Source organism: Elusimicrobiota bacterium (assembly GCA_028718185.1).
Lineage (GTDB): Bacteria > Elusimicrobiota > UBA8919 > UBA8919 > UBA8919 > JAQUMH01.
Window position 1 is genome coordinate 142,511 of sequence record JAQUMH010000005.1, and the last position, 21,380, is coordinate 163,890.

Genomic DNA, 21,380 nt, shown 5'->3' on the forward strand with positions numbered 1-21,380 from the left:
AATCTTGTCGATAAAAGAGATTGCTTCGCTTCCGTTGGTCGCTCGCAATGACCAACAAAGAGCAAACAACTTATACTGTTTTGACTTTGATGCCCCGCTCTTGAGCGGGGTCATTCACTACTTTCATCGTTTTTTCTATTATAAAATATCTTTTTTAAAAACAAATAAAATATTATACTTATGCATGCATTAATTAAAAAAAAGATTATAACTAATAATTTATTTCTAAAAAATATTTTATATCCGTAAATTTCACCAACAATAACTATGCCTATTGCCAAAATTATAACTGAACTTAATCCAGATATTACTCTTGTTTTATAATCATTATGTAAAAATCCCATAGATTATTATCCTATTCAATACTTGAGAAGATAAGCTGGCAAAATCACTGTAAAAAAATAACTTTCAAAGTATATCAATGTTGTAGTAATTATTTGTAGTCGCAACCTTTACGGTTGCGCTGATTTATCGTCAATAGAACGCAGGCATAAAGCCTGCGACTACCAAATTCACAATATTATAATCTTATTGAAACCTTGAAAAATCAGAGCGAAATACAAATGTAACAGTTATTGCAAAAGTCTTTGATATTGATTTTACAAATATTTTATGGATAGTCAAGGTATAGGGATGTTAGGTAATTGTCTATTTTTTTAATCGTTTTTGGACTGCGGTGCTTTTTAGTTTGCAGTAGACGTCGGCGGTAATCCATCTTGCTAATTTGGAATCCATTTTTTGGATTTCAAGTACGGTTTTTAATGCTAATCTGTTAAGATTAATATTTCTTTTGCATATGTTTCTTAATGCCCGGTTTACGGCTTTTTTAACAAAGTTTCTTCTTTTTCTTTTGACCAGTTATTTACTTGTTCAAATTTCATATTTTTGATGTGAGGATATAATATTGCTTTGCCTTGGATTTTGTTGTCTCTTATCATTTTCAACACGTCTACTGCATTATCCAGACTGCCCACGCCTGCGACATAATTGCCGGCATTTATATCGCCGTTTTTAATCGCTTCCAGTGTTTCTATATAGTCATACGGGTCTCCGCCGGATGAACCGGCAACTTTAATCTCATCGTAATGCACTTTAATATTATCTATGTTTAGTAACGAGTCGCCTTTCTTCAGCCCGCCGAATAAATTTACTACCCCGCCAAAACCAAGCCAGCTAAAAGCTTCCTGCTGTACCGGTCGAACTCCAACTGCTAAAATTATATCGTCGGCTTTTTTACCGCCAGACTCTTTGTCCAGCACTTCATTTATTTTATCAGGCGTAACTGTAATAAGTTTAATATTTTTTTTCTCTGCTTTCGGTTTTAGGACTTTATTAATCCAGTTCAGACGTTCCTGCAGGACGTCATTGACTATTATGACACGCGGGTTAAATCTCATCGCCAACTCTATGTGTATCAACCCCATCCCACCTGCACCTACAACTATTAAGACTCCGCCTTCTTTTATGCCCAACTTCGCTTTTCTCGGAGAGGACGGACCGTCTTTATAAATGTGGACGTGCCGTGTCTGCGCAGAGACCACGCAGGATATCGGCTCCGCCATTGACACCGCAAAGTACGGCATATTGTCATCCGGTAAAGGAATAAAACATCCCGCAGTTAAAACTTCTTCCTGTATTAAAATATATTCGGCAAGCAGTCCGCCTAAAGTATATCCGACAGCTGTCTTAATCATATTCTGCGCGTTGTTATTGTATCTCTCCCTGTAATTTATCGGGGCGCAGTCTACCGCCGGCTGAATCCCGTACCGTTTGCCGACTTTATATTTATCTTTCAGTTTGTCCCCGACTTTTACAAGAGTAACAGAACCCTCGTCACCTAAAATAGTCTGCCATTTTGACGGGTCCCAGCCGTTGAAGTATTTATGTTTGTCCGCCTGTTCAATTATCTTTAAAATTGACGTACAAACACCTGCCGCATCCACTCTTGCCAACAACTGTGATGGCTTTGGTTCCGGCACGGGGACTTCTTCTATAGAAAGTTTTTCGAAACCGCATCCTCTTATAACCAAAGCTTTCATTTTTTCCGGAATATTTGTGTTAGAACTAATCATAAAATGGTACCTCCGTTTATTTTTTTTTGGTGCTTTCTTGCTTTCTACTTTCAAGTTAGGCTTGCCAAGGGTCTAGCGACAACTACAAACATTGAAATTCCTATACAACAACTTAAGCAAAGCTATCGCTTTGCAGCTACTTTGAAATTCTCATAATTATTTACTGTTTTACTTTTCATATTTTTTCATACTTTTTTGGATAGAACTTTTTATTTTATCTGCTGTCTCGTTAAATTTTATTCTGCATTTGGAAAATACTCCGGCATTCTTCTCAGGGTCAAGACCGCATAAGTTTTCCAGAATATATTCCACGCCTTTATCAAAATAAGCCGTTACAAATTCTTTATCTCGGGCAAACATTTCTCCCTTTTCGTCTTTAGCACGGAAAAACATGGCGTAAACAAGTATGTCGATAATTTTGTCCACATTGCAATTATGCTTCAATCCCAGCTTCAGCACTCCGGCTATTCTATCCTCACCGCCTAATTTTCTTATTAAATCCATCCCGACCCTGTACACAGTATCGCCAAGCGCTTTATTCCTGAACCTGTGCAGTAAATCGTCTATATGTTCCGTTAAATCATCCATTGTAAAATCATCCGGGTATTCTTTTAAAAGTATTTCTGCCGATAAAACCATCGCTTTTCTTACCAAATCGTACATTTTTTTATTCTCGAGCACTTCCCAGAGATATACGTTTTTACTGTTTTGCAGGTATCCGGAATATACAACCGCCGCGTGCCCGAAATTATGTATAAAAGATTTTCTGTCCACCCACGCCTTGATATTTTCTTTAGGCGCCAGCCCTTTGACTTCAGGTATCGGATTTTTAAAACCTTCTTTGTCCAGAATGAGAGTATTATAAGGTTCCGCGAATACCTGCAGAATATCTTTTTCCATATCATTCTTAGTCATTATCGGCACCATTTTCCCGATACTTGTCTCTACCAACCCGACTAAATCATCGAATGGATAGTTTTCCGGAAGCAACTTTTTCAGTTCGGTCCTGAAATATTTTGAAGCATCTCTCATATTTTCGGCAATTATAATGTCAAGTTTAATGTCCTTGTTTTTTTCATATCTTTTTAGCAGACCTTTTGCAATATTGGGAAATATTTTTGGCAGAACGTTGTTCCCGACCGAAGTGGCAATTATAGAAGCGTCCAGAATTTCATCTGCCACCTTTTCGGCATTTCCTGCAAGTACTCCTCTGACATTTTTAACGTTAATCGTTTCTTCTTTTTCGCTTTTGATTATGACATTATAGTTTTTCTTCTTATTCAGTTCATTTATAACATTTTCTGCGACATCGACAAAAACGACTTCGTATCCGGACAAACTGAAAAGCTGTCCGATAAACGACCTGCCTATTTTTCCTGCACCGAACAAAACAAGTTTTTTCATTAATACCTACACTCCCAGTTTATTTAACCTTATCTGTTCAATTCCGGTAAAATTATTTTTTACCGTATGTCCTTTTAACGGCATTATTTTTTCGTGTATAGCGTCAAGAATCCAGTCCGCCTGAGGAAAAAACGATTCCTCCAGTTCATACGGAGGTGTTATCCAATTTTTTGAACCGACCACCACCGGCGGGGCGTCAAGATAATCAAAAGCCAGTTCTGAAATATTTTGCGCCATATCCTTTAAAACAGAATTTCTGGAACAGGCGTCACTGGAAAGTAAAATTTTCCCGGTTTTTTTAACCGAATTGACCACCGGCTCATAATTAAACGGGACTATGCTTCTCGCATCTATAATTTCCGCAGAAACAGAATATTTTTCCTCTAAAATTTTTGCCGCCTCAATAGCTTTGTATAATGTCGCACCGATAGTCAGGATAGTTATATCTTTACCTTCTTTTTTTATGTCCGGCTCGCCGACAGGTACTTCATAATATCCTTCCGGAACACCTTCCTTATGGAAATACTCGCCGATATCATATAATCTCTGGCTTTCAAAAAATATTACGGGGTCTGTCCCGTTAAGAGCGGAATTCATCAATCCTTTTGCATCGTAAGGCGTTGCCGGAAACACCATTTTCAGCCCGGGTATATGGGCGCATAAAGAAGTCCAGTCCTGTGAATGTTGGGCTCCATACTTAGAACCAATCGAAATTCTGACAACTACCGGCATTTTTAATATTCTACTGCTCATTGCCTGCCACTTTGCCAGCTGGTTGAACATTTCATCGCCGCACCTGCCGAGAAAATCACAATACATAAGCTCTGTAATAACTCTTCCTCCGCACATGGCATATCCTACGGCTGCGCCGATTATTGCACCCTCTGAAATCGGTGAATTAAAAAGCCTGTGATACGGCAGAGATTCAGTCAGTCCCCTGTATACCGCAAACGCACCTCCCCAATCCCTGTTCTCCTCGCCGAATGCGATTAATGTAGGGTCTTTATAAAACTTGTCCATTACAGCTTCAAAAATTCCGTCCCTATACTGGTACGCTTTGACTTTTGATACCGGCTTCCCATTTTCAATTCCAAACCTTGATTTCTTCTTAATCTGCTGGACTCTCGGATTATTTTCCGCCGGCATAAGGACTTCCGGATTTCTTCCGTCCATTTTTTCAATTGTCTCGTTTGAAAACATTAATTCGCCGATTGCATCGGGATTTTTTACTATGCTGATTCTCGGTGAAATATTGTCATCTGCCGTGAATTTAAGTATTTTCGTGATTCTGCCTGCAATGTCGCTTTTTATTTTTTCAAGCTGTTTTTCATCCGCCAATTTCTGCTCTTTCAGCTTATTCCCGAAATCAACTATGGAATCGGCTCCGACCCACGCTTCAATCTCCTCTTTGCTCCTGTAAGTTGATGCGTCCGACGGCGAATGACCGCTTATCCTGTAGGTTAAAGTATCAAGAAGAACGGGACCGTCATTTTTTTTCAAAATTTCCATTTTCCTTTTCATCGCGTCAATAACGGCAAGCGGATTATAACCGTCAACTCTTTCCGCATGCATATTATCCGGAGAAAAAGCGGCGCCTACTCTTGCAAGAATATCGTATCCCATCGTTTCGCCAGACGTCTGCCCGCCCATACCGTACTGGTTATTGATAAAATTGAAAATTATCGGCAACCCGCCACGGTATTCGCCTTCCCATAATTTTTTATACTGGTCCATATTCGCGAAACAAAGCCCTTCCCACACGGACCCGCATCCCATAGAGGCATCACCTATATTGACCACGACAATTCCCGGTTTCTTATTGACTTTTTTGTACAATGCGGCACCGACTGAAATATCGGCAGAACCGCCGACAATCGCGTTATTGGGATAAATCCCAAAGGGTGTAAAAAAAGCGTGCATGGAACCGCCGAGTCCTTTGTTGAAACCGTTTTCTTTACCGAATATCTCAGCAAGAATCCCGTATAAAAGAAAATCCATAGCTAGATCTTTTACACTTTCATGTTTTCCGTCATCAACTACCTTAAGACAGCCGCCTCCGAAATAACTTTTCATTATTTCGGTTAATTCTTTTTCTTTTATTTTTTCTATTGCTGAAAGACCTTTTGCTATGATTTCGCCGTGACTTCTGTGCGAACCGAAAATAAAATCATTCGTGCCCAGCATGTACGCCATACCAACACAGCTCGCCTCCTGACCGATTGAAAGATGAGCGGGACCGGGATGATTATAACTAACCCCATTGTACGCACCGGAAACCTTTATCTGGTTAAGCATACTTTCAAATTCCCGCACGACTGCCATATCCCTGTAAATCCTGATTAAATCTTCTTTTAAATAGTTTTTGCTTTCTTCTTTTAAAGACTTGTTGTACTGATTAACCGGAATAGGATTGAATCTTATTTCGCTTTTTTTTCTTACTGCTTTAGGGTCAATGAACTGTGATTTCGGCATAATAACTCCTTTTTATAATTTAATCAAAAAATTCCTCGCCTCTTGATGCGAGGTTGCAACAACGGTGTCATTCTGAGACGAAAGCGAAGAATCTAAAAGACGAGATGCTTCTCGCCAGAGTTCGGCGAAGTCTGACGACACTATCGTTCAGCATGACTACACTGTTCACTGAACTCTTAAGCTGCAACATTGTCGTTGTCTTTGAAACTTCGATGCTTGGATTGAGGTAGTTCATTATCAATGTTTTTAATCTGCAGTGCTACTTCCTGCAGGAATGCTGCTGCACCTGCACCGTCAACCGCCCTGTGGTCGAAAGTAAGAGAAAGCCCGATATACGGGACAAAACCGAATTTATTATCGTCTGTCTTAGTATAACGGTAAATTATCGTATTGACACCAAGAATTGCTACCTGGGGCGGATTGATAATAGGTGTAAAAATCTCTATCCCGAATTTTCCGAGATTTGTTACGGTAAAAGACGCTCCCGACAGCAATTCCGGATTTATTTTCCCGCTTCTGCATAACTCCGAAAGTCTTTTAATCTCCGCCGACAGCCCGGCAGCGGACATATCGCTCGCATTTCTTACAGTCGGAACCATCAACCCCTTGGGAGTATCCGCCGCAAAACCTAAATGAACCTTGTTAAAATATTTTATCTTGTCACCCAGAAAATGCGAGTTAATATCGGGATATTTCATTAACGCTTTCATACTAGCATAACAAACCATGTCGTTTATAGTAATGTTTGAACCGCCGCTTTTGCCGGCGTTATTCTTTATTTGGCTCCTAATGGCAAGCATACTGCTTGCATCCGCAGTCGAATGGAGCGTTAGCTGGGCGGTATTCTGCAAGGACTGATGCATCTTGACAGAAATGATTTTTCTGACATTTGAAATTTCCTTGATTACAAAATCGCCGGAATCATCCGGATTTTTATCTATCATTGTTTCTTTTGCAGGCTTAGTTACCCCTTGACTGTTTCCTGCAATGTTAAAAATATCTTGTTCGGTAATTCTCGAATTTGACCCTGTCCCCACAATGTTTTTATAATTCACTCCCAGCTGCTCAGCCAGCTTCTTCGCCCTTGGAGAAATTTTAATTTCCGCATCATTTCCGACATTTTTATTAATTACAGACTTAACAACCTCTGTTTTTTTTATCTCTTCCTTAATCTCTTCCTTTTTGACTTCTTCAATATTTTGTATAAGAGATTTTTTGAACTCTCCGGTAGATTCTCCTTCATTTCCTATCAGGGCAATTTTCTCCAGTACAGGGACTTCATCTCCTTCATTAAAAAAAACATCCAGTAAAATTCCATCATAATTAGCTTCTTCTTCGAAAGTCGCCTTATCCGTCTCATACGAAAACAATAGCTCTCCCTTAAAAACCTTTTCGCCTTTTTGTTTAAACCATTTTGTCAAAATGCAGATTTCAACGCTCTGCCCCTGTTTGGGCATTATTACCGGATACGCCATAGCCCCTCCTAAACAAGCATCAGTTTATTTCTTAGATTATCAGCCCACTTTTTGGGACTGCTGTCCGTAATTATTTTATATATATCTTTGTTCTTGCAGGTTAAAACGCCTTTATTGTTTTCCAGCTTAGTGGAATCAATCAACAGAATTATTTTTTTTGAATTTTCTATCATGGTTTTTTTTACCGCACTCTGCTCGTAATTCAATTCCAGCGAACCGCGCCGGAAATCAAAACCGTCCGCAGAGATGAAACATAGCGAGTACGAAAACCTGGCGATGATATCGCTTGTAAAATTCCCGACCAAATCCTGAGTGTTTTTACTCAGCATTCCCCCGGGCAGTACCGGAATGAGATTTTTTTTGCCGCCCAAAGCCAGAAAAAGCTCGATTGAGGGCGTAACAATATTAATAGGTACATCCGGAATAAACTGCGCCATCTGACCGCAGGTTGTGCTCCCGTCAATACACACGACATCTTTTTCCGAAATAAGTTCTGCGGCTTTTTTTGCAAGCTTCCGTTTAACATCTATATTCTCTTTTTCCCTTATAATTTTTGGAATACCCTTCAAAACAAAATCTTGATTTAGAAGAACGGCACCGCCGTGAACCCTCTTCAGCTTACCTGTCTTTTCCAGTTCCACCAAATCTCTCTGAATAGTCAGCCTGGGTCTTGAAATCTTTGACATCAGCCCGGACAGCGAGACCGACCCGTTTTCAGATAATTCATTTAAGATAACTGCATGTCTGTCAAACTTCAGCATATTCATTCGCCCCTTTCAACATATCATAACATATCTATATATATCATTATATATCATTTCAAGAATCTTGTCAAGTGCTTTATTTTTTTTAAGGTGCACCCCGCACAATTTTGCCTGTGACAAAACTGTGCGGGACTCTCCTTTCCTTTACTAATCCTCGTTTGGCTAATGAGAATAAAAAAACCGAGGTAAAATATTACACTCGGTTTTTCATAGACAAATTGCAGGAACATAACTTTAACTTTATCTATTCATCGATTATTTGAGTATTCATAACGCTTATCTTTCTAAATATCAGTTTCTATTTTAAACCTAAGCTTATTTTTATCGCTTCATCCATTTTTTGCAGATCAGCTTTTGGAACAGTTCCAATTTTTGATAATAATTCTTCTTTATCAACCGTATAAATGTGTCCTAAATCAGCATATGATATATGGTCAAGTCCAGTTAATCCAGTTTCAAGTTTTACTCCGACTGGTAACTGTCCTACTTTTTCATTACTTCTTATTACTGTAATAATCACAGTCTGGCTTAATCTATTCGCCAAATTGTATTGTATTACTACTACCGGTCTTTTTTTTCTGATTGTATGTCCTTCTGATTCTCCAAAGTCAACTAAATAAATATCTCCTCGTAAAATATGTCCCATCTCCTGCATACCATTTCCTCCCGACACAGTGGTCAATCATTGGGAATTGTTTTTTTAGCAATTCTCATCATTTCTTTTGATAATTTCTTATCTTCTTCTGCTAAAGCTTTATATATTGGCTCATATTTACGAATCTGCTTTTCATTAACTAATGTATCAATTCCTAAAAATGACTCTATTGCCTTTTTAAAGAATTCGCTCCTGTTCAAATGAACTTCCTTTCTTTCCTTTTCTAATCTGTTTAAAAGATTCTGCGGTATAGTAACCGCTACTCTTGTATACATCGCCCTATCCCCCTTTTTATTTTTCGAATCTTCATCTCATTTTTTCATAAGATTTAAGATTTAGAGCGCGATAACGTTTTTTTCGCACTTTGTGCTTTTACGTGATTTTCTAAATTATTTTTATCACCTCCTTAAAATCTTTATTATATTATCTACATAATACTCAGTTATATCTGGTATTATTATAACACTAAAACCATATTTTGTCAAGTACTTTATTTTTTTATGGTGGAATAAAAAAACCGAGGTATACTTTTACGCTCAGTTTCTCGTTGGCAAATTACAAGAACACGACCTTCACTTTATCTATTTATCTAACAACGTTGTCCCCCTTTTCCAAGTCAACTTCGTCTGTCTCACTACGAAATACTATAAGTAATCCTAAATTTTATTCCACTATTTATATAATTGTTGAAGTGTTAGAAATTTCAGACGATGTCGAACTTCCTGAACCTTTTTTCTTACGCCATCCCATATACATCATTTCCTGAGTGTATGGCACAGGAATATAATTTTCATATGCAAATAGGTATAAAGCACATTTGTATATTTGACTTATAATGTTTGTGAGAAACGCGTAAATTATTATTATTAGTAAATAGATACCCATAAAAAATAAAGCCAATTTCACGAAAAGAAACATCGACACTATAATTACAATTAACGGAGCAAATATTATAAGAAGTGATGCGAAGTTGACTCCAAGATAGCCAATTAACGATTCACCCCAGGTCTTCTTTATTATTGTTGCAGAGTTTTTTAGCAATTTTATTGGATTAGGTTCTTCACTGACTATTATTGCAGGAGCGACAAATATCGATGATACACTCCATGCAATTCCAATAAACTTTATTATTATCTTACCTACAAAGCCTACTTTTTGCTCAAGCAATGAGATTAGATAGCCAACAAGACCGGCGAATAGCGACCATAAAAATATCTGTTTTACTTTGGAGCTGGCAAATATTAAACCTCGTCTTATGCTCACGCTCTCACCTTTTAGTGCATGCATAATTTCACTGTAAAATGCAACATTTGAATACACAGAAAGGAACATTATTATTAGGTAAAGAATAATAAAGTATATTGTTCCAGTAGTTGTCAGATTTAATCTTTGCTTACTATTAGATATTGTTTTAGTATTATAAGGAGTAATTTTTGAGGTTCCTGGTTCTAAGACTATAAGCCGCTGCCCCACTGTTTTCCAATGTTCTATTTTTGTGTAGTCATAGCCGGTTGATTGAAGTAAAACTGGTGTAATATACAGTGCGATTATCGATATTAAGAGAAAAATAATAACTATTGGGAAAATTAATAGTTTCTTGTTCTTGAACAAGATGGATACCGAAGCCTTAAACAAAAGCCAACTGTTTTTAAACTTGCCTGTACTCATATGAACCTCCTTTTTATTTTTTAAAGATATTAGTGACTATTTCACTTCCGATTCTTTCTGTCGTTTTTAGTCAAAGTTGCAGAAAAAATTAAGTATTATGTCCCTGGAATTCTATTTTTCTCGTGCCCAAGTCAACCAAGTCAACTCCGTCCCTGAACTCCCACTATTTATCAATTGTTTTAATATACTTTTCTAATTCTTTACTTATATTTTCAATCCACGATATTCTTTCATCACTAAAATGATCAAAGAATATTCTCATAGCATTATTTTTATCAGCAACTGAACTTGCGTTACATGAGTATTCAAGCATTTTATTATTTATATTAAATATGCTTAATAATGAATGAAGAGATTTCATAAGCCTTTCATCAGCAACTGTTCCTTCACTAATATTTTTTTCAATACTTATTACAGAAAAACGATATTGGGTCATAACTGCTGAGTTATCACTCGAAAGTATTTCTTTTTTATTAATTAACTCATCCTTTAGATAAAAAACATTTCCATCTATCTCATTTTTCATATTTTTTAATAACTCAATTTTTTTCTGCTTATTAAGTTTGTTATTATTTTCTATACTTTCATCTAATTTTCTAGTAAGACTATTTATCGTTTTTGAATTATTTTTTAGTAGATTATTTAAATCTCTTAATTCTGATTGCTGTTTAGTGTCTTTATAAACTTGGAGTCCAAAATTACCCCAAATTAAAATAATTGCAACTATAAAAGAAGGAATTGAATATAATTTGGACTTTTTCTCTTTCTCTGCAGATTGTTCTTTAAGAAAAACAAACAATGCAGCTATTGTTAATAAAATTGCTAAAACTAAAGGCACATAATTCATTGTTTTTAAAAATCCTTATTATTTCCACATAAACGGTATAAAAGTTACAGTAATTTTACTAAATTAAAATGCTTGATAATTGTTTGAATCTTATATAATCAGAACAAATTCAAAATGCAACAATGCAATAATGTTTAATATTGATTCTACAAATATTTTATTGATAGTCAAGATATAATATGGAGAGGTGATTTAAATACTTTTTTATCTTTTTAAGCGTTTTAGGACTGCGGTGCTTTTTAGTTCGCGGAAGGCGTCGGCGGCGATCCATTTTGCGGATTTGGAATCTATTTTTTGGATTTCCAGGACGGTTTTTAATGCTAATCGGTTAAGTTTGATGTTTCTTTTGCCTATGTTTCTTAATGCCCAGTTGACGGCTTTTTTTACAAAGTTTCTTTCGTCGGTTGATTCACGTTTTATAATGCGCAAGAAATCCAAGAAAGTATGGTCGTTGGCTTGTTTATCGTGTACAGCCAGGCAGGCAATCAAAGTAAATGCCGAGCGTTTTACGAATTCTTCTTCTCTTTTACTCCAGCGGTCTATTTTTTTATGCGCAAATTTTGTTTTCTGGAATAAATTATCGCATACCTGGTCACAAGTATCCCAGGAATCAAAATCTTGGACCCATGTGTCCATCTGTAGTTCTGTAACTTGTTCCGGGTCGTCTATCATAGAAGATAGTATTCTCGCTTCGTGGATTTCTGTATCCCAAAGTTGTAGTGCCAACTCGTGGTTTTTTCCTATTTCTTTTGCGAGTTCGCGTAAAACAGGAATGGCTATGCCGTAAGCGTTTTTCGGGGTACTGCCAAACCTCGCCATGCCTTCAATATTTGCAGGATTATATAATGATTTTAATTTTTTTAGGATTTCTTCGAGGTTCATTATAAGAACTCACTCTTTTGTACAGCGCGATATGTTTTACCTTTATAATTAAAACTGCAGGGGATGGCTTTTGCAGAACAAAAAGAGACGCATCTTAGACAATACTCGCATTTAAGTGACCATTCGGGATATTCATTCAGCTTTATATTGTTTAAAGGACATAATTTTACACATATCCCGCATTTTTTTTATGATTAAAAGCGTGTTGCCGGTACCGGAAAAATAATAAAAATCGATTTGTTTGGTTTTCATTTAAAATAGGCACGCCGAGGGCGTGCTACTACATTAAAAAAAGCAGCGTAAGACGCTGCGGCTACGATTAATAACATAAGCCGACCAAGGTCGGCAACTACATTGACATTGGACATTGGACTTCGGACATCGGACGATTTTCCTTATTTTTTACTTTTTACATACTCATCTATTGCTCTAGCGGCTCTTTTGCCGGCGCCCATGGCGTCTATTACTGTGGCTGCACCTGTGGCTATGTCTCCGCCGGCGTAAATTCCGGGGATGTTTGTGGCACCGGTTACTTCATCTACAATAATATTGCCGTGTTTACCGATTTTAAGGTCGGATATTGTTTTTGGAAGGAGCGGGTTTGGGGTTTGACCTATTGCTATAACTACGGTATCAACATCTATTGTGAATTCTGAGCCTTTTATCGGAACAGGTCTTCTTCTGCCGGACGCGTCCGGTTCACCGAGTTCCATTTTCAGACATTCTACTTTAATAACATTATTGTTTTCGTCACCAATGAACTTTATTGGAGCAGTAAGCAGGTGGAATTTTACGCCTTCTTCTTTTGCATTTTCTATTTCTTCAAGTCGGGCTGGCATTTCCTTTTCTGAACGGCGGTATACAATAAACACTTCTTCTGCACCCAAACGCAGGGAAACTCTCGCGGAATCCATAGCTACATTACCGGCGCCGAAAACGGCAACTCTTTTACCGATATTTACAGGTGTATCATATTCCGGGAATTTGTACGCTTTCATAAGGTTTACTCTTGTAAGAAATTCGTTCGCAGAATAGATTTTATTAAGATTTTCACCGGGGATACCTAAAAACTGCGGTAATCCCGCACCTGTCCCGATAAAAATCGCTTTATAACCTTCATCAAAAAGTTCTTTTACTGTTTTTATTTTACCGACAAGCATATTGGTTTTTATTTTAACACCAAGCGATTTTATATAATCAATTTCGTGATGGACTATATCTTTAGGTAAACGGAATTCGGGGATGCCGTACATTAATACGCCGCCCGGTGTATGGAGCGATTCAAATATAGTAACTTCATAACCAAGTTTCGCTAAATCCGCCGCACAAGTAAGCCCAGCAGGACCGGAACCGAGAATAGCGACTTTGGATCTAAGATTCAAGATTTCGGATTTAAGATTTGGGACATCGCCCTCCACTGAATCTTTGGCGGGCAAGGACATTGGACTATTCTTTCTTTCCCAATCTGCGATGAATCTTTCCAGGCGGCCTATTGCTACGGGGTCGCTTTTTTTGGATAGGACGCATTTGATTTCGCATTGGGTTTCCTGGGGGCAAACGCGGCCGCAGACGGCCGGAAGGTTGTTTTTGTCTTTTAGTATTTTTGCTGCTGCGGTAAAATTTTTATTTGCAATTTCTTTTATAAAACCGGGAATATTTATTTCAACAGGGCAGCCTTTTACACAGGTCGGATTTTTACATTGAATACATCTTTTGGCTTCAAGAATAGCCTGCTCCTCGGAATAACCAAGGGCTACAGAAGAGAAATTTTTTACTCTTTCCTGTGGATTTTGAACCGGCATTTTTTGACGAGGTATCTTTTCCATAGTTTTTAACGCAGATTACACAGAATTAAAAAAATGATTACGCAGATATGCCTGATGGCGGGCAGGTTTCTTAATTTCTATGTATTTCAATTGTATTTCTATTATATTTCATCTATTTATCTAATTTACAATGGTGGTCTAGGGATTCTTTTTCTTTTGTTTTGAAAACACAAAGCCGGTTTACGAGTTCCGCCCAGTTAACAAGGTGACCGTCAAAATCGGGACCTTCGACACAGGCAAATTTTGTGACGCCGCCTACTGAAACCCGGCAGGCACCGCACATTCCGGTACCGTCAACCATTATAGGATTTAAACTGACTATTGTTTTTAAGTTGTGCTGTTTAGTTATATCCGAGATAACCCGCATCATCGGGACGGGTCCGATTGCGTAAACTATATCAGCAACCGGTTTCCCGGGTGATTGGGCGATTAATTTTTTTAAAACATCTGAGACGAAACCTTTTTGGACATAAGAACCATCATCTGTGGTAATATAAAACTCGTCTGAGATTTTTTTTATTTCATTTTCAAGAATCATGAAATCTTTTGAGCGGGCGCCTAATATACTGATTATTTTATTGCCTTTTTCTTTGAGAGCTTTCGCGATTGGATATATAACCGCAACACCGACACCGCCGGCGATACATAAAACTGTACCAAAATTTTCAATATGAGAAGGAACACCGAGAGGACCGACAATGTCAAGAATACTGTCCCCGTTTTTGAGTGTTCCCATTTTAGTTGTGGTTTTCCCGACTTCCTGGATAAAAAGCGTTATTGTGCCTTTTTCAATATCTTTATCTGCAACTGTTATAGGGATTCTTTCACCTTTTTCATCAAGCCGTAAAATAACGAATTGACCGGGTAGAACTTTTTTGGCAATTTCAGGCGCCTCTATAACAAATTTGTTTACTTTAATGGATGGTGTTGATTTTTCTATAATTTTAAACATAAAATCCTTGTACTAATATTAAAGTCCCCCCTCATCTTTTATCTTCTCCCCTGTAGGGAGAAGAAAAATCTATTTTCATTTTCTTCCATATGAGTAAAAGAAAATTTAACTCTGGTTTTCTCTAACAAAGGGGGATTTTGTCTTTCACTGCTGATTGCCAAGGGCAATCTACTACATTAACGTCACAATTATTGGGTGAGCAAGCCTGCCTAACGGTAGTCAGGCTCACCCCTACGCGTTCATCCTCTATCCTATGGGGAGAGGAAAGAGGTGGGGGATTTTTACTGCTCTATTATTTTTAGATTTCCCCAGATGCCGATATTGTCGTCTATAATTATAACTACACCTAACAATTCTTTATCTTTCAGAGATTTTGCAAAGTCGATTGCTTTTTGTATGTCTGATTTTTCTTTGACTATGTTACCGATTGCTGTGGCACAGGCATCTGCAAAAGTTGCTGATTTTGCGACAACGCAGGTCGCATCTGTTTTTCCAAAGCTCAGCGAAGGTCCGACAGTAGCTGACGAAGTGCAAATGCCAAGCGGTGTCATTTCAGGTAAAATCTCAATTGCAAATTTATCGGACAACTTGGACTTTCCTGCATGGATGCCTATTTTTCGCGGCTTTGTTGTTTTTATAAAAATATCGCCGCCATTTTCAATTATTACATTTTTAGAAAGCTTTAATAACTCGTTGCCGATAAACTCTGCAACTGCACCGGCAACCGAAGCCATTGGACCTACATCTACTTTCGCTGTTTCAAGGACCATCATCTTCACTATTTCAGGAACTTCGGAAATTTGTGAAGGGATAATGTATGGCGAAAGTGTAAATTGAAATTCCGGGTATTTTTTTATGTAATCAATCAGCTGTTCGCGGTATTTTGCCAGTAAATTTTCAGATTGAGAAGTTAAATCGCTGTCTGCTAAAATATAAAGGTCGGATTCTTCGTTAACAACTTTAAATCCGACAAGGTCATCTGCTGACGTGAAATTTCTATAAACCCGTGGTTCATACATTAGATTCAGGACCGCAAAACTCTTCTTCTAATTCTTTCTTTTTCTTTTCAACATATTTATCGAGCTCGGCAGTAATGCCTTCTAATGATTCAACTTTTTTCAGCCGTTCTTCTATTTTTTCCTGTTCTTTTACTATGAATTTTATAGCATCTGCAATCGGGTCGGGTAGTTTGCCGTGTTCTAACATCTCAATATCTTTTACCGAAAACCCGACACCAACACGGGCAGGAATACCGACTGCCGTAGAATTTGGAGGAATTTCTGATACAACAACCGAACCTGCACCAATACGGGAATTATCCCCGATTTTTATAGGACCTAAAACTATGGCACCGGCACCTATGGTAACACCGTTCCCTATTGTAGGATGCCGTTTGCCTTTTTGTAATGATGTACCACCCAAAACAACACCCTGATAAATAAGAACATTATCACCGATTTCGGTAGTTTCACCAATAACAACACCCATACCGTGGTCAATAAAAAATCTTTTGCCTATTTTGGCGCCCGGGTGGATTTCAATACCGGTAAAGTGCCTGGAAACTTCGGAAATTATTCTTGCAATAGTAAATCTACTATGATTGTAAAACCAATGGGCTACGTTATGCGTCAATACAGCATGCAGCCCCGGATAGCAAATTAAAACCTCGATAATATTCTTTGCTGCCGGGTCTTTCTCAAAAATAACAGATATTGTTTCGTTTAATTTTTTGAACATAAGGTAATTTTACAAAATTTAAAAAAAAATACAATAAAAAAATCTTTACATATTCATAGATTCCCGTTTCCCAGACTGTGTCGCAATCCATGGTTTGTCATTGCCCGCTTCGCAGCGAGGCGAGCGAGAGCCAATTTATTGGCTTGTGGCAATCCCATCTTAGATGGACTACATTTTATGAGATTGCTTCGCTATCGCTCGCAATGACATTGCGACACAGCATATATTTAACACCTATTGAGGATTTTTAATTACATCATAGTCCCCCATTATTTGGAAAACTTTAAACATTGGGCGGAGGGCGTAATTGATAGTCCGCCAAGGGCTGTGCATCTATGCTCTCTTGGCATCATTTTTCCAACTTGGAATAAAGCATCAATAGTTTCATCCAGAGGGATTAGATTTTTATATCCTCCCATAATTAAATCTGCGACAACAAATGCATTTGAAGCAGCTACTGCATTCCTGCTATGACACGGTATTTCGGCAAAACCTTTAACCGGGTCGCAAATTAATCCCATTGTATTTTGGAAACATACTGATGCGGCATCTAACGCCATATTAACGTTGCCGTCCGCTGCTTCAATAGCGGAAGCTGCAGCCATGGCGCCCGCAGTCCCGATTTCCACCTGGCATCCTGCCTGCTCAGCAGCAAAAGTCGCGCGCGTGGCGACAATGACTCCGATTGTAGACGCAGCCAGTAATGTCAAAGCGATTTTTTCCTGGCTAAGTTTTAAAATCTCGTCCAAGGTTACAACAACAGCAGGGAGTACACCTGCCGAGCCTGCCGTGGGAGCGGCACAAATAATTCCGGAAGATGCACTTACGTGCATTACAGCCAAAGCCCTGGCTGCAGCTCTTGTAGTATATCCCCCGAAACGCAAACGACCCGCGGATTCTTTATCAAATATTTCTTTTGCAAAAGGTTCAAAAAGCCTGGGTTTCGCTTTTCCCTGCAGCCCTTGCTCAATTGATGAACGCATGACAGAAAATCGCCTTAACACTTCGGCTATAACTTCATCCGGTTTAAGTCCTAATAAATTCGCTTCGTACTCCAAACCAATCTTGCCTAAAGACAATCCTGTTTTTTCTGCATATACCGCTATTTCCTGGGCAGAATAAAATAACGGTTTTCCTTTCTTTACAAAAAATATTGGTGCAGTCTCCCAAAAATTGACAAATCCCGGTATTGATTTTAGTTTTTCCTTTAATGAATTATTTACCGGTGCAGTTCTATTGCTTTGCAATACGGTACATTTATTATATTGCAACACTTCGGTATCAATTGATAAACCATCAGAATCTATTATTTTCTTTGCTTCCTCAGCATGGTTATTTGAAATAACAAGCACGAGATTATAAAACTGTCCTGTAATTTTAACGGGACATTGTTCAATGTGGGTAATAATAACAGAACCTCCACCTATGGATTGAGCTGTTATTGCAAGTTTTTTACCGGATTTGCCCGTAAGATTGATTACTACTGTATTGGGATGATTTGCTTCCGGTATTGTTTTAATAATAAATTCATACTTAATACCTTTTTTATTGGCTAATTCTTTTACATTTGTAAAATCTGTGTTAGTCATTTCTATACCCACGATTCCGGCAATGAAACCAAGGTCAGAGCCTTGCTGTTCGTAGACATTTGCAAAGGAGCCCTGAGGGTCGAATCTAAATGTTACGGAAACGGGTTCTTCATTCAATAAGTTACGGGCTATAACCGAAATATGATAAGGTCCGGCAGTATGAGAACTGGACGGACCTCTCATTATCGGACCAAGAACATCATTTAAAATACTTATAGAATCCATGTTTGATAAAACTCCATTGTAGTGATATCAGAAAATATTTTTTAAGCGTTTTCAAAATACAAAAGGTGTTCAAGGTTGCCTTTGGGTCCTTTTATCGGGGAAGATGTCTCGTTGAGATATTTTAGACCGATAGTTTTAGCAAATTCTTTTATTTTTTCAATAGTTTGAGTGCGGACTGATTCATCTTCTACAACGCCTTTTTTTGTTGACCCGCGCGGGGCTTCGAACTGGGGTTTTACTAGCGCGATTATTTCGCCACCTGTTTTCACAAGTTCTTTTACTTTAGGTAAAACCTTTTCAAGTGAAATGAAGGAAACATCAACAACCGCTAAATCAGGTAAATGCGATTCAATATTACTATAAGACGAGATTGCTTCGCCCGCCGATGAATCGTGGCGGGCTCGCAATGACAGGATACTTTGCGATAATTCGCGTTTTCCAAAATATCTTATGTTGGTTTTTTCAAAAACAATAACACGCGGGTCATTACGGAGTTTGAAATCCAGAATACCGTACCCGACATCGATACAATAAACTTTTTTTGCACCTTTTTGTAACAGGCAATCAGTAAACCCGCCGGTAGACGCACCGATATCAATACATATTTTATCTTGAACGTTAATTGCAAACTTTTCTAACGCTTCTTCCAGCTTTAATCCACCGCGGGAAACATATTTGTCAGATTCTTTGATTAGTATTTCCGAATCTTCTGAAACTAAAAAACCGGGTTTTGTGATTATTTTATCTTTAATGCTTACTTTGCCTTCCATCACTAATGCGGTAGCTTTACTGAGAGATGAGGTAAGTGCTTTTTGGAAAATTAAAATATCTATGCGGTTTTTTTTAACCATTGTTTAACATTTTCGTAGATTGTATTTGCAGTAAGTCCATATTTTTCCCTGATTTCACTTTGTTTACCGTGTTCAACAAACTTGTCAGGAAGACCTATTGTCTGAATCTTTATATTACCATCACTTAATAGTTCACAAACGGCACTGCCAAAGCCACCGGAAATAACATTTTCCTCAATGGTTACTATTTTTTTAACTCTTTGTGAAATACTTTTAAAAAGTTCTGCATCTATGGGTTTTATAAAACGGGAATTTACTACGCCGCAGGAAATCCCTCCGGCAGAAAGTTTTTGAGCAGCTTCAACAGCAACATTAACCATATTCCCTACGGCAAATATAAAAATATCTTTTCCTTCAGTAATTACTTCCGCTTTTCCAATAGGTAAAACTTTTGGTACATCGTCAAGTTTAACACCAACACCTTCACCGCGCGGATACCGGATTGCAACCGGCTGATTTAACATTACCGCTGTTTTAAGCATATTTTGAAGTTCATTTTCGTTGGAGGGCGACATTATTACTATGTTCGGAATCATCCTTAAAAATGTCAAGTCAAAAGCACCCTGGTGAGTTGCGCCGTCTTCGCCTACAATACCTGCCCTGTCTATTGCAAGAATAACCGGTAATTTCTGCAGGCAAACATCGTGAATTATTTCATCTATAGCCCTTTGAAAAAATGTAGAATATATCGCGACCACAGGTTTGTAACCTGCAGCTGCGAGACCTGCAGCAAATGTCACCGCGTGTCCTTCAGCTATCCCTACATCAAAAAATCTTTTAGGGAATTCTTTCTGGAAATCTACAAGTCCTGTCCCGTCAACCATAGCGGCGGTAATAGCGACTATCTTTTCATCTTCTTTTGCAAGTTTTATAAGTGTCTGTGAAAAAATCTTTGTATAACTCGGATATTTTGATTCAGATACCGGGTCACCCGTTATTACATCGTATTTTCCTATTCCGTGGAATTTTGTGGGATTATTTTCAGCAGGTGAATATCCTTTTCCTTTTTTCGTAATGACGTGTAAAAGCACGGGACCTTTCAGGTTTTTTACTTTTGAAAGTATTTCTATCATTTTATCGAGGTCGTGTCCCTGAACAGGACCCAAATATGCAAAACCCATTTCTTCAAATAACATTCCGGGGAAAAGCAATACGCGAAATCTTTTGGCGACACGCATTATCTGCGAACCCCAAAAATGAATTCGTGATAAAAACTTTGAAACTCTTTTATGGAACCTGCTGTAAAGCCCGCCTGTTAATAGTTTAGTTAAATATGCGGCAAGTGCACCTACCCGGTGAGAAATGAACATTTCATTATCATTAAGAATTACCAGCATGTCCGTTCCCAAATGCCCGGTATTTAAAAGCCCTTCGTACGCAAGCCCGCCGGTCATAGCTCCATCACCAACCACAGCGACAACTTTGTAATCTTCATTTTTTAAATCACGGGCAGCAGCTAAGCCCAAAGCAGCAGATATGGATGTGGAAGAATGACCTGTACCAAATGCGTCATATTCAGATTCTGCAATTTTGGGGAAACCGGATATGCCGTTTAGCTGGCGAAGAGTTGAAAAGTTATCGCGGCGTCCGGTAATGATTTTATGTGCATATGCCTGGTGACCGACATCCCAGACAATTTTGTCTTTTGGTGTATTATAAACATAATGAAGAGCTATTGTAAGTTCTACTGTACCTAACGATGGCGCTAAATGACCGCCGGTTTGTGAAACAGTTGAAATAATATGTTCACGTATATCTTTGGCAAGGTCGGGTAAAAGTTCTTTTTTTAGTGACCTTAAGTCAACAGGATTATTGATTTTATCAAGGATTTTGGACATTTGTTTATATTACTCCTGACTGCTAAAATATTATAGTCCCCCCTCATCTTTCATCTTCTCCCCTATGGGGAGAAGAAATAGCACTTTTCATCTTCTCTCCTGTGGGAAGAGGAAATCTCACTT

General features: G+C 38.1%; 18 protein-coding genes. All 18 read right to left on the minus strand.

Going from position 1 to position 21,380, the window contains the following annotated elements:
• Positions 1–110 precede the first annotated feature (110 nt).
• The 18 genes from PHE88_08345 to dxs all read right to left on the minus strand — a co-directional run bounded on the left by PHE88_08345 (position 111) and on the right by dxs (position 21,257).
• Entirely contained in the window at positions 111–344 is a 234-nt protein-coding gene (locus tag PHE88_08345; protein ID MDD5687824.1) for a hypothetical protein, read from the minus strand.
• 471 nt (positions 345–815) lie between these two features.
• Positions 816–2,072, minus strand: a complete 1,257-nt coding sequence (locus PHE88_08350) for an alcohol dehydrogenase catalytic domain-containing protein (protein ID MDD5687825.1) — start codon at positions 2,070–2,072, stop codon at positions 816–818.
• Positions 2,073–2,240: 168 nt separating this feature from the next.
• On the minus strand, positions 2,241–3,476 hold the full coding sequence (locus PHE88_08355) for a mannitol-1-phosphate 5-dehydrogenase (protein MDD5687826.1): 1,236 nt from the start codon (positions 3,474–3,476) through the stop codon (positions 2,241–2,243).
• A 6-nt stretch (positions 3,477–3,482) separates the two neighbouring features.
• Positions 3,483–5,948, minus strand: a complete 2,466-nt coding sequence (locus PHE88_08360; GenBank protein ID MDD5687827.1) for a thiamine pyrophosphate-dependent enzyme — start codon at positions 5,946–5,948, stop codon at positions 3,483–3,485.
• 176 nt (positions 5,949–6,124) lie between these two features.
• Positions 6,125–7,423, minus strand: a complete 1,299-nt coding sequence (locus tag PHE88_08365) for a dihydrolipoamide acetyltransferase family protein (protein MDD5687828.1) — start codon at positions 7,421–7,423, stop codon at positions 6,125–6,127.
• Between the two features lie 8 nt (positions 7,424–7,431).
• The gene (locus PHE88_08370; GenBank protein ID MDD5687829.1) at positions 7,432–8,184 is read right to left on the minus strand and encodes a DeoR/GlpR family DNA-binding transcription regulator; all 753 of its coding nucleotides are present in this window, start codon (positions 8,182–8,184) and stop codon (positions 7,432–7,434) included.
• A 301-nt stretch (positions 8,185–8,485) separates the two neighbouring features.
• Positions 8,486–8,842, minus strand: coding sequence for a type II toxin-antitoxin system PemK/MazF family toxin (locus PHE88_08375; GenBank protein ID MDD5687830.1), 357 nt, complete (start codon positions 8,840–8,842; stop codon positions 8,486–8,488).
• A 23-nt stretch (positions 8,843–8,865) separates the two neighbouring features.
• Positions 8,866–9,117 (minus strand): ribbon-helix-helix protein, CopG family, encoded by a 252-nt coding sequence (locus PHE88_08380; protein ID MDD5687831.1) that lies wholly within the window; start codon positions 9,115–9,117, stop codon positions 8,866–8,868.
• Between the two features lie 400 nt (positions 9,118–9,517).
• Positions 9,518–10,510 carry a DUF6159 family protein gene (locus tag PHE88_08385; protein ID MDD5687832.1) on the minus strand — a complete coding sequence of 331 codons (993 nt, stop codon included), beginning with the start codon at positions 10,508–10,510 and terminating at the stop codon, positions 9,518–9,520.
• A gap of 163 nt (positions 10,511–10,673) precedes the next feature.
• A complete protein-coding gene (locus tag PHE88_08390) occupies positions 10,674–11,357 on the minus strand; it encodes a hypothetical protein (protein ID MDD5687833.1) in 684 nt (227 codons plus the stop codon).
• A 204-nt stretch (positions 11,358–11,561) separates the two neighbouring features.
• Positions 11,562–12,239 (minus strand): DNA alkylation repair protein, encoded by a 678-nt coding sequence (locus tag PHE88_08395; protein MDD5687834.1) that lies wholly within the window; start codon positions 12,237–12,239, stop codon positions 11,562–11,564.
• A 395-nt stretch (positions 12,240–12,634) separates the two neighbouring features.
• Complete coding sequence (gene gltA, locus PHE88_08400) at positions 12,635–14,065, minus strand: NADPH-dependent glutamate synthase (GenBank protein MDD5687835.1); 1,431 nt, start codon at positions 14,063–14,065, stop codon at positions 12,635–12,637.
• A gap of 112 nt (positions 14,066–14,177) precedes the next feature.
• Positions 14,178–15,017, minus strand: a complete 840-nt coding sequence (locus PHE88_08405) for a sulfide/dihydroorotate dehydrogenase-like FAD/NAD-binding protein (GenBank protein MDD5687836.1) — start codon at positions 15,015–15,017, stop codon at positions 14,178–14,180.
• Positions 15,018–15,298: 281 nt separating this feature from the next.
• On the minus strand, positions 15,299–16,036 hold the full coding sequence (locus PHE88_08410; protein ID MDD5687837.1) for a UPF0280 family protein: 738 nt from the start codon (positions 16,034–16,036) through the stop codon (positions 15,299–15,301).
• The gene (gene cysE / locus PHE88_08415) at positions 16,029–16,754 is read right to left on the minus strand and encodes a serine O-acetyltransferase (GenBank protein ID MDD5687838.1); all 726 of its coding nucleotides are present in this window, start codon (positions 16,752–16,754) and stop codon (positions 16,029–16,031) included. The genes PHE88_08410 and cysE overlap by 8 nt, the downstream gene beginning before the upstream one ends.
• 269 nt (positions 16,755–17,023) lie before the next feature.
• The gene (locus tag PHE88_08420) at positions 17,024–18,568 is read right to left on the minus strand and encodes an L-serine ammonia-lyase, iron-sulfur-dependent, subunit alpha (GenBank protein MDD5687839.1); all 1,545 of its coding nucleotides are present in this window, start codon (positions 18,566–18,568) and stop codon (positions 17,024–17,026) included.
• A gap of 41 nt (positions 18,569–18,609) precedes the next feature.
• Positions 18,610–19,419, minus strand: coding sequence for a TlyA family RNA methyltransferase (locus PHE88_08425; GenBank protein MDD5687840.1), 810 nt, complete (start codon positions 19,417–19,419; stop codon positions 18,610–18,612).
• Positions 19,398–21,257 carry a 1-deoxy-D-xylulose-5-phosphate synthase gene (gene dxs / locus PHE88_08430; protein MDD5687841.1) on the minus strand — a complete coding sequence of 620 codons (1,860 nt, stop codon included), beginning with the start codon at positions 21,255–21,257 and terminating at the stop codon, positions 19,398–19,400. Before dxs ends, PHE88_08425 begins: the two co-directional genes overlap by 22 nt.
• Between the last annotated feature and the right edge of the window lie 123 nt (positions 21,258–21,380).

Bases quoted from the DNA above. Each gene is read 5' to 3' on its own strand.
- PHE88_08345 (MDD5687824.1), bottom strand. From the start codon at position 344: ATGGGATTTTTACATAATGATTATAAAACAAGAGTAATATCTGGATTA.
- PHE88_08350 (MDD5687825.1), bottom strand. From the start codon at position 2,072: ATGATTAGTTCTAACACAAATATTCCGGAAAAAATGAAAGCTTTGGTT.
- PHE88_08355 (MDD5687826.1), bottom strand. From the start codon at position 3,476: ATGAAAAAACTTGTTTTGTTCGGTGCAGGAAAAATAGGCAGGTCGTTT.
- PHE88_08360 (MDD5687827.1), bottom strand. From the start codon at position 5,948: ATGCCGAAATCACAGTTCATTGACCCTAAAGCAGTAAGAAAAAAAAGC.
- PHE88_08365 (MDD5687828.1), bottom strand. From the start codon at position 7,423: ATGGCGTATCCGGTAATAATGCCCAAACAGGGGCAGAGCGTTGAAATC.
- PHE88_08370 (MDD5687829.1), bottom strand. From the start codon at position 8,184: ATGCTGAAGTTTGACAGACATGCAGTTATCTTAAATGAATTATCTGAA.
- PHE88_08375 (MDD5687830.1), bottom strand. From the start codon at position 8,842: ATGCAGGAGATGGGACATATTTTACGAGGAGATATTTATTTAGTTGAC.
- PHE88_08380 (MDD5687831.1), bottom strand. From the start codon at position 9,117: ATGTATACAAGAGTAGCGGTTACTATACCGCAGAATCTTTTAAACAGA.
- PHE88_08385 (MDD5687832.1), bottom strand. From the start codon at position 10,510: ATGAGTACAGGCAAGTTTAAAAACAGTTGGCTTTTGTTTAAGGCTTCG.
- PHE88_08390 (MDD5687833.1), bottom strand. From the start codon at position 11,357: ATGAATTATGTGCCTTTAGTTTTAGCAATTTTATTAACAATAGCTGCA.
- PHE88_08395 (MDD5687834.1), bottom strand. From the start codon at position 12,239: ATGAACCTCGAAGAAATCCTAAAAAAATTAAAATCATTATATAATCCT.
- gltA (MDD5687835.1), bottom strand. From the start codon at position 14,065: ATGGAAAAGATACCTCGTCAAAAAATGCCGGTTCAAAATCCACAGGAA.
- PHE88_08405 (MDD5687836.1), bottom strand. From the start codon at position 15,017: ATGTTTAAAATTATAGAAAAATCAACACCATCCATTAAAGTAAACAAA.
- PHE88_08410 (MDD5687837.1), bottom strand. From the start codon at position 16,036: ATGTATGAACCACGGGTTTATAGAAATTTCACGTCAGCAGATGACCTT.
- cysE (MDD5687838.1), bottom strand. From the start codon at position 16,754: ATGTTCAAAAAATTAAACGAAACAATATCTGTTATTTTTGAGAAAGAC.
- PHE88_08420 (MDD5687839.1), bottom strand. From the start codon at position 18,568: ATGGATTCTATAAGTATTTTAAATGATGTTCTTGGTCCGATAATGAGA.
- PHE88_08425 (MDD5687840.1), bottom strand. From the start codon at position 19,419: ATGGTTAAAAAAAACCGCATAGATATTTTAATTTTCCAAAAAGCACTT.
- dxs (MDD5687841.1), bottom strand. From the start codon at position 21,257: ATGTCCAAAATCCTTGATAAAATCAATAATCCTGTTGACTTAAGGTCA.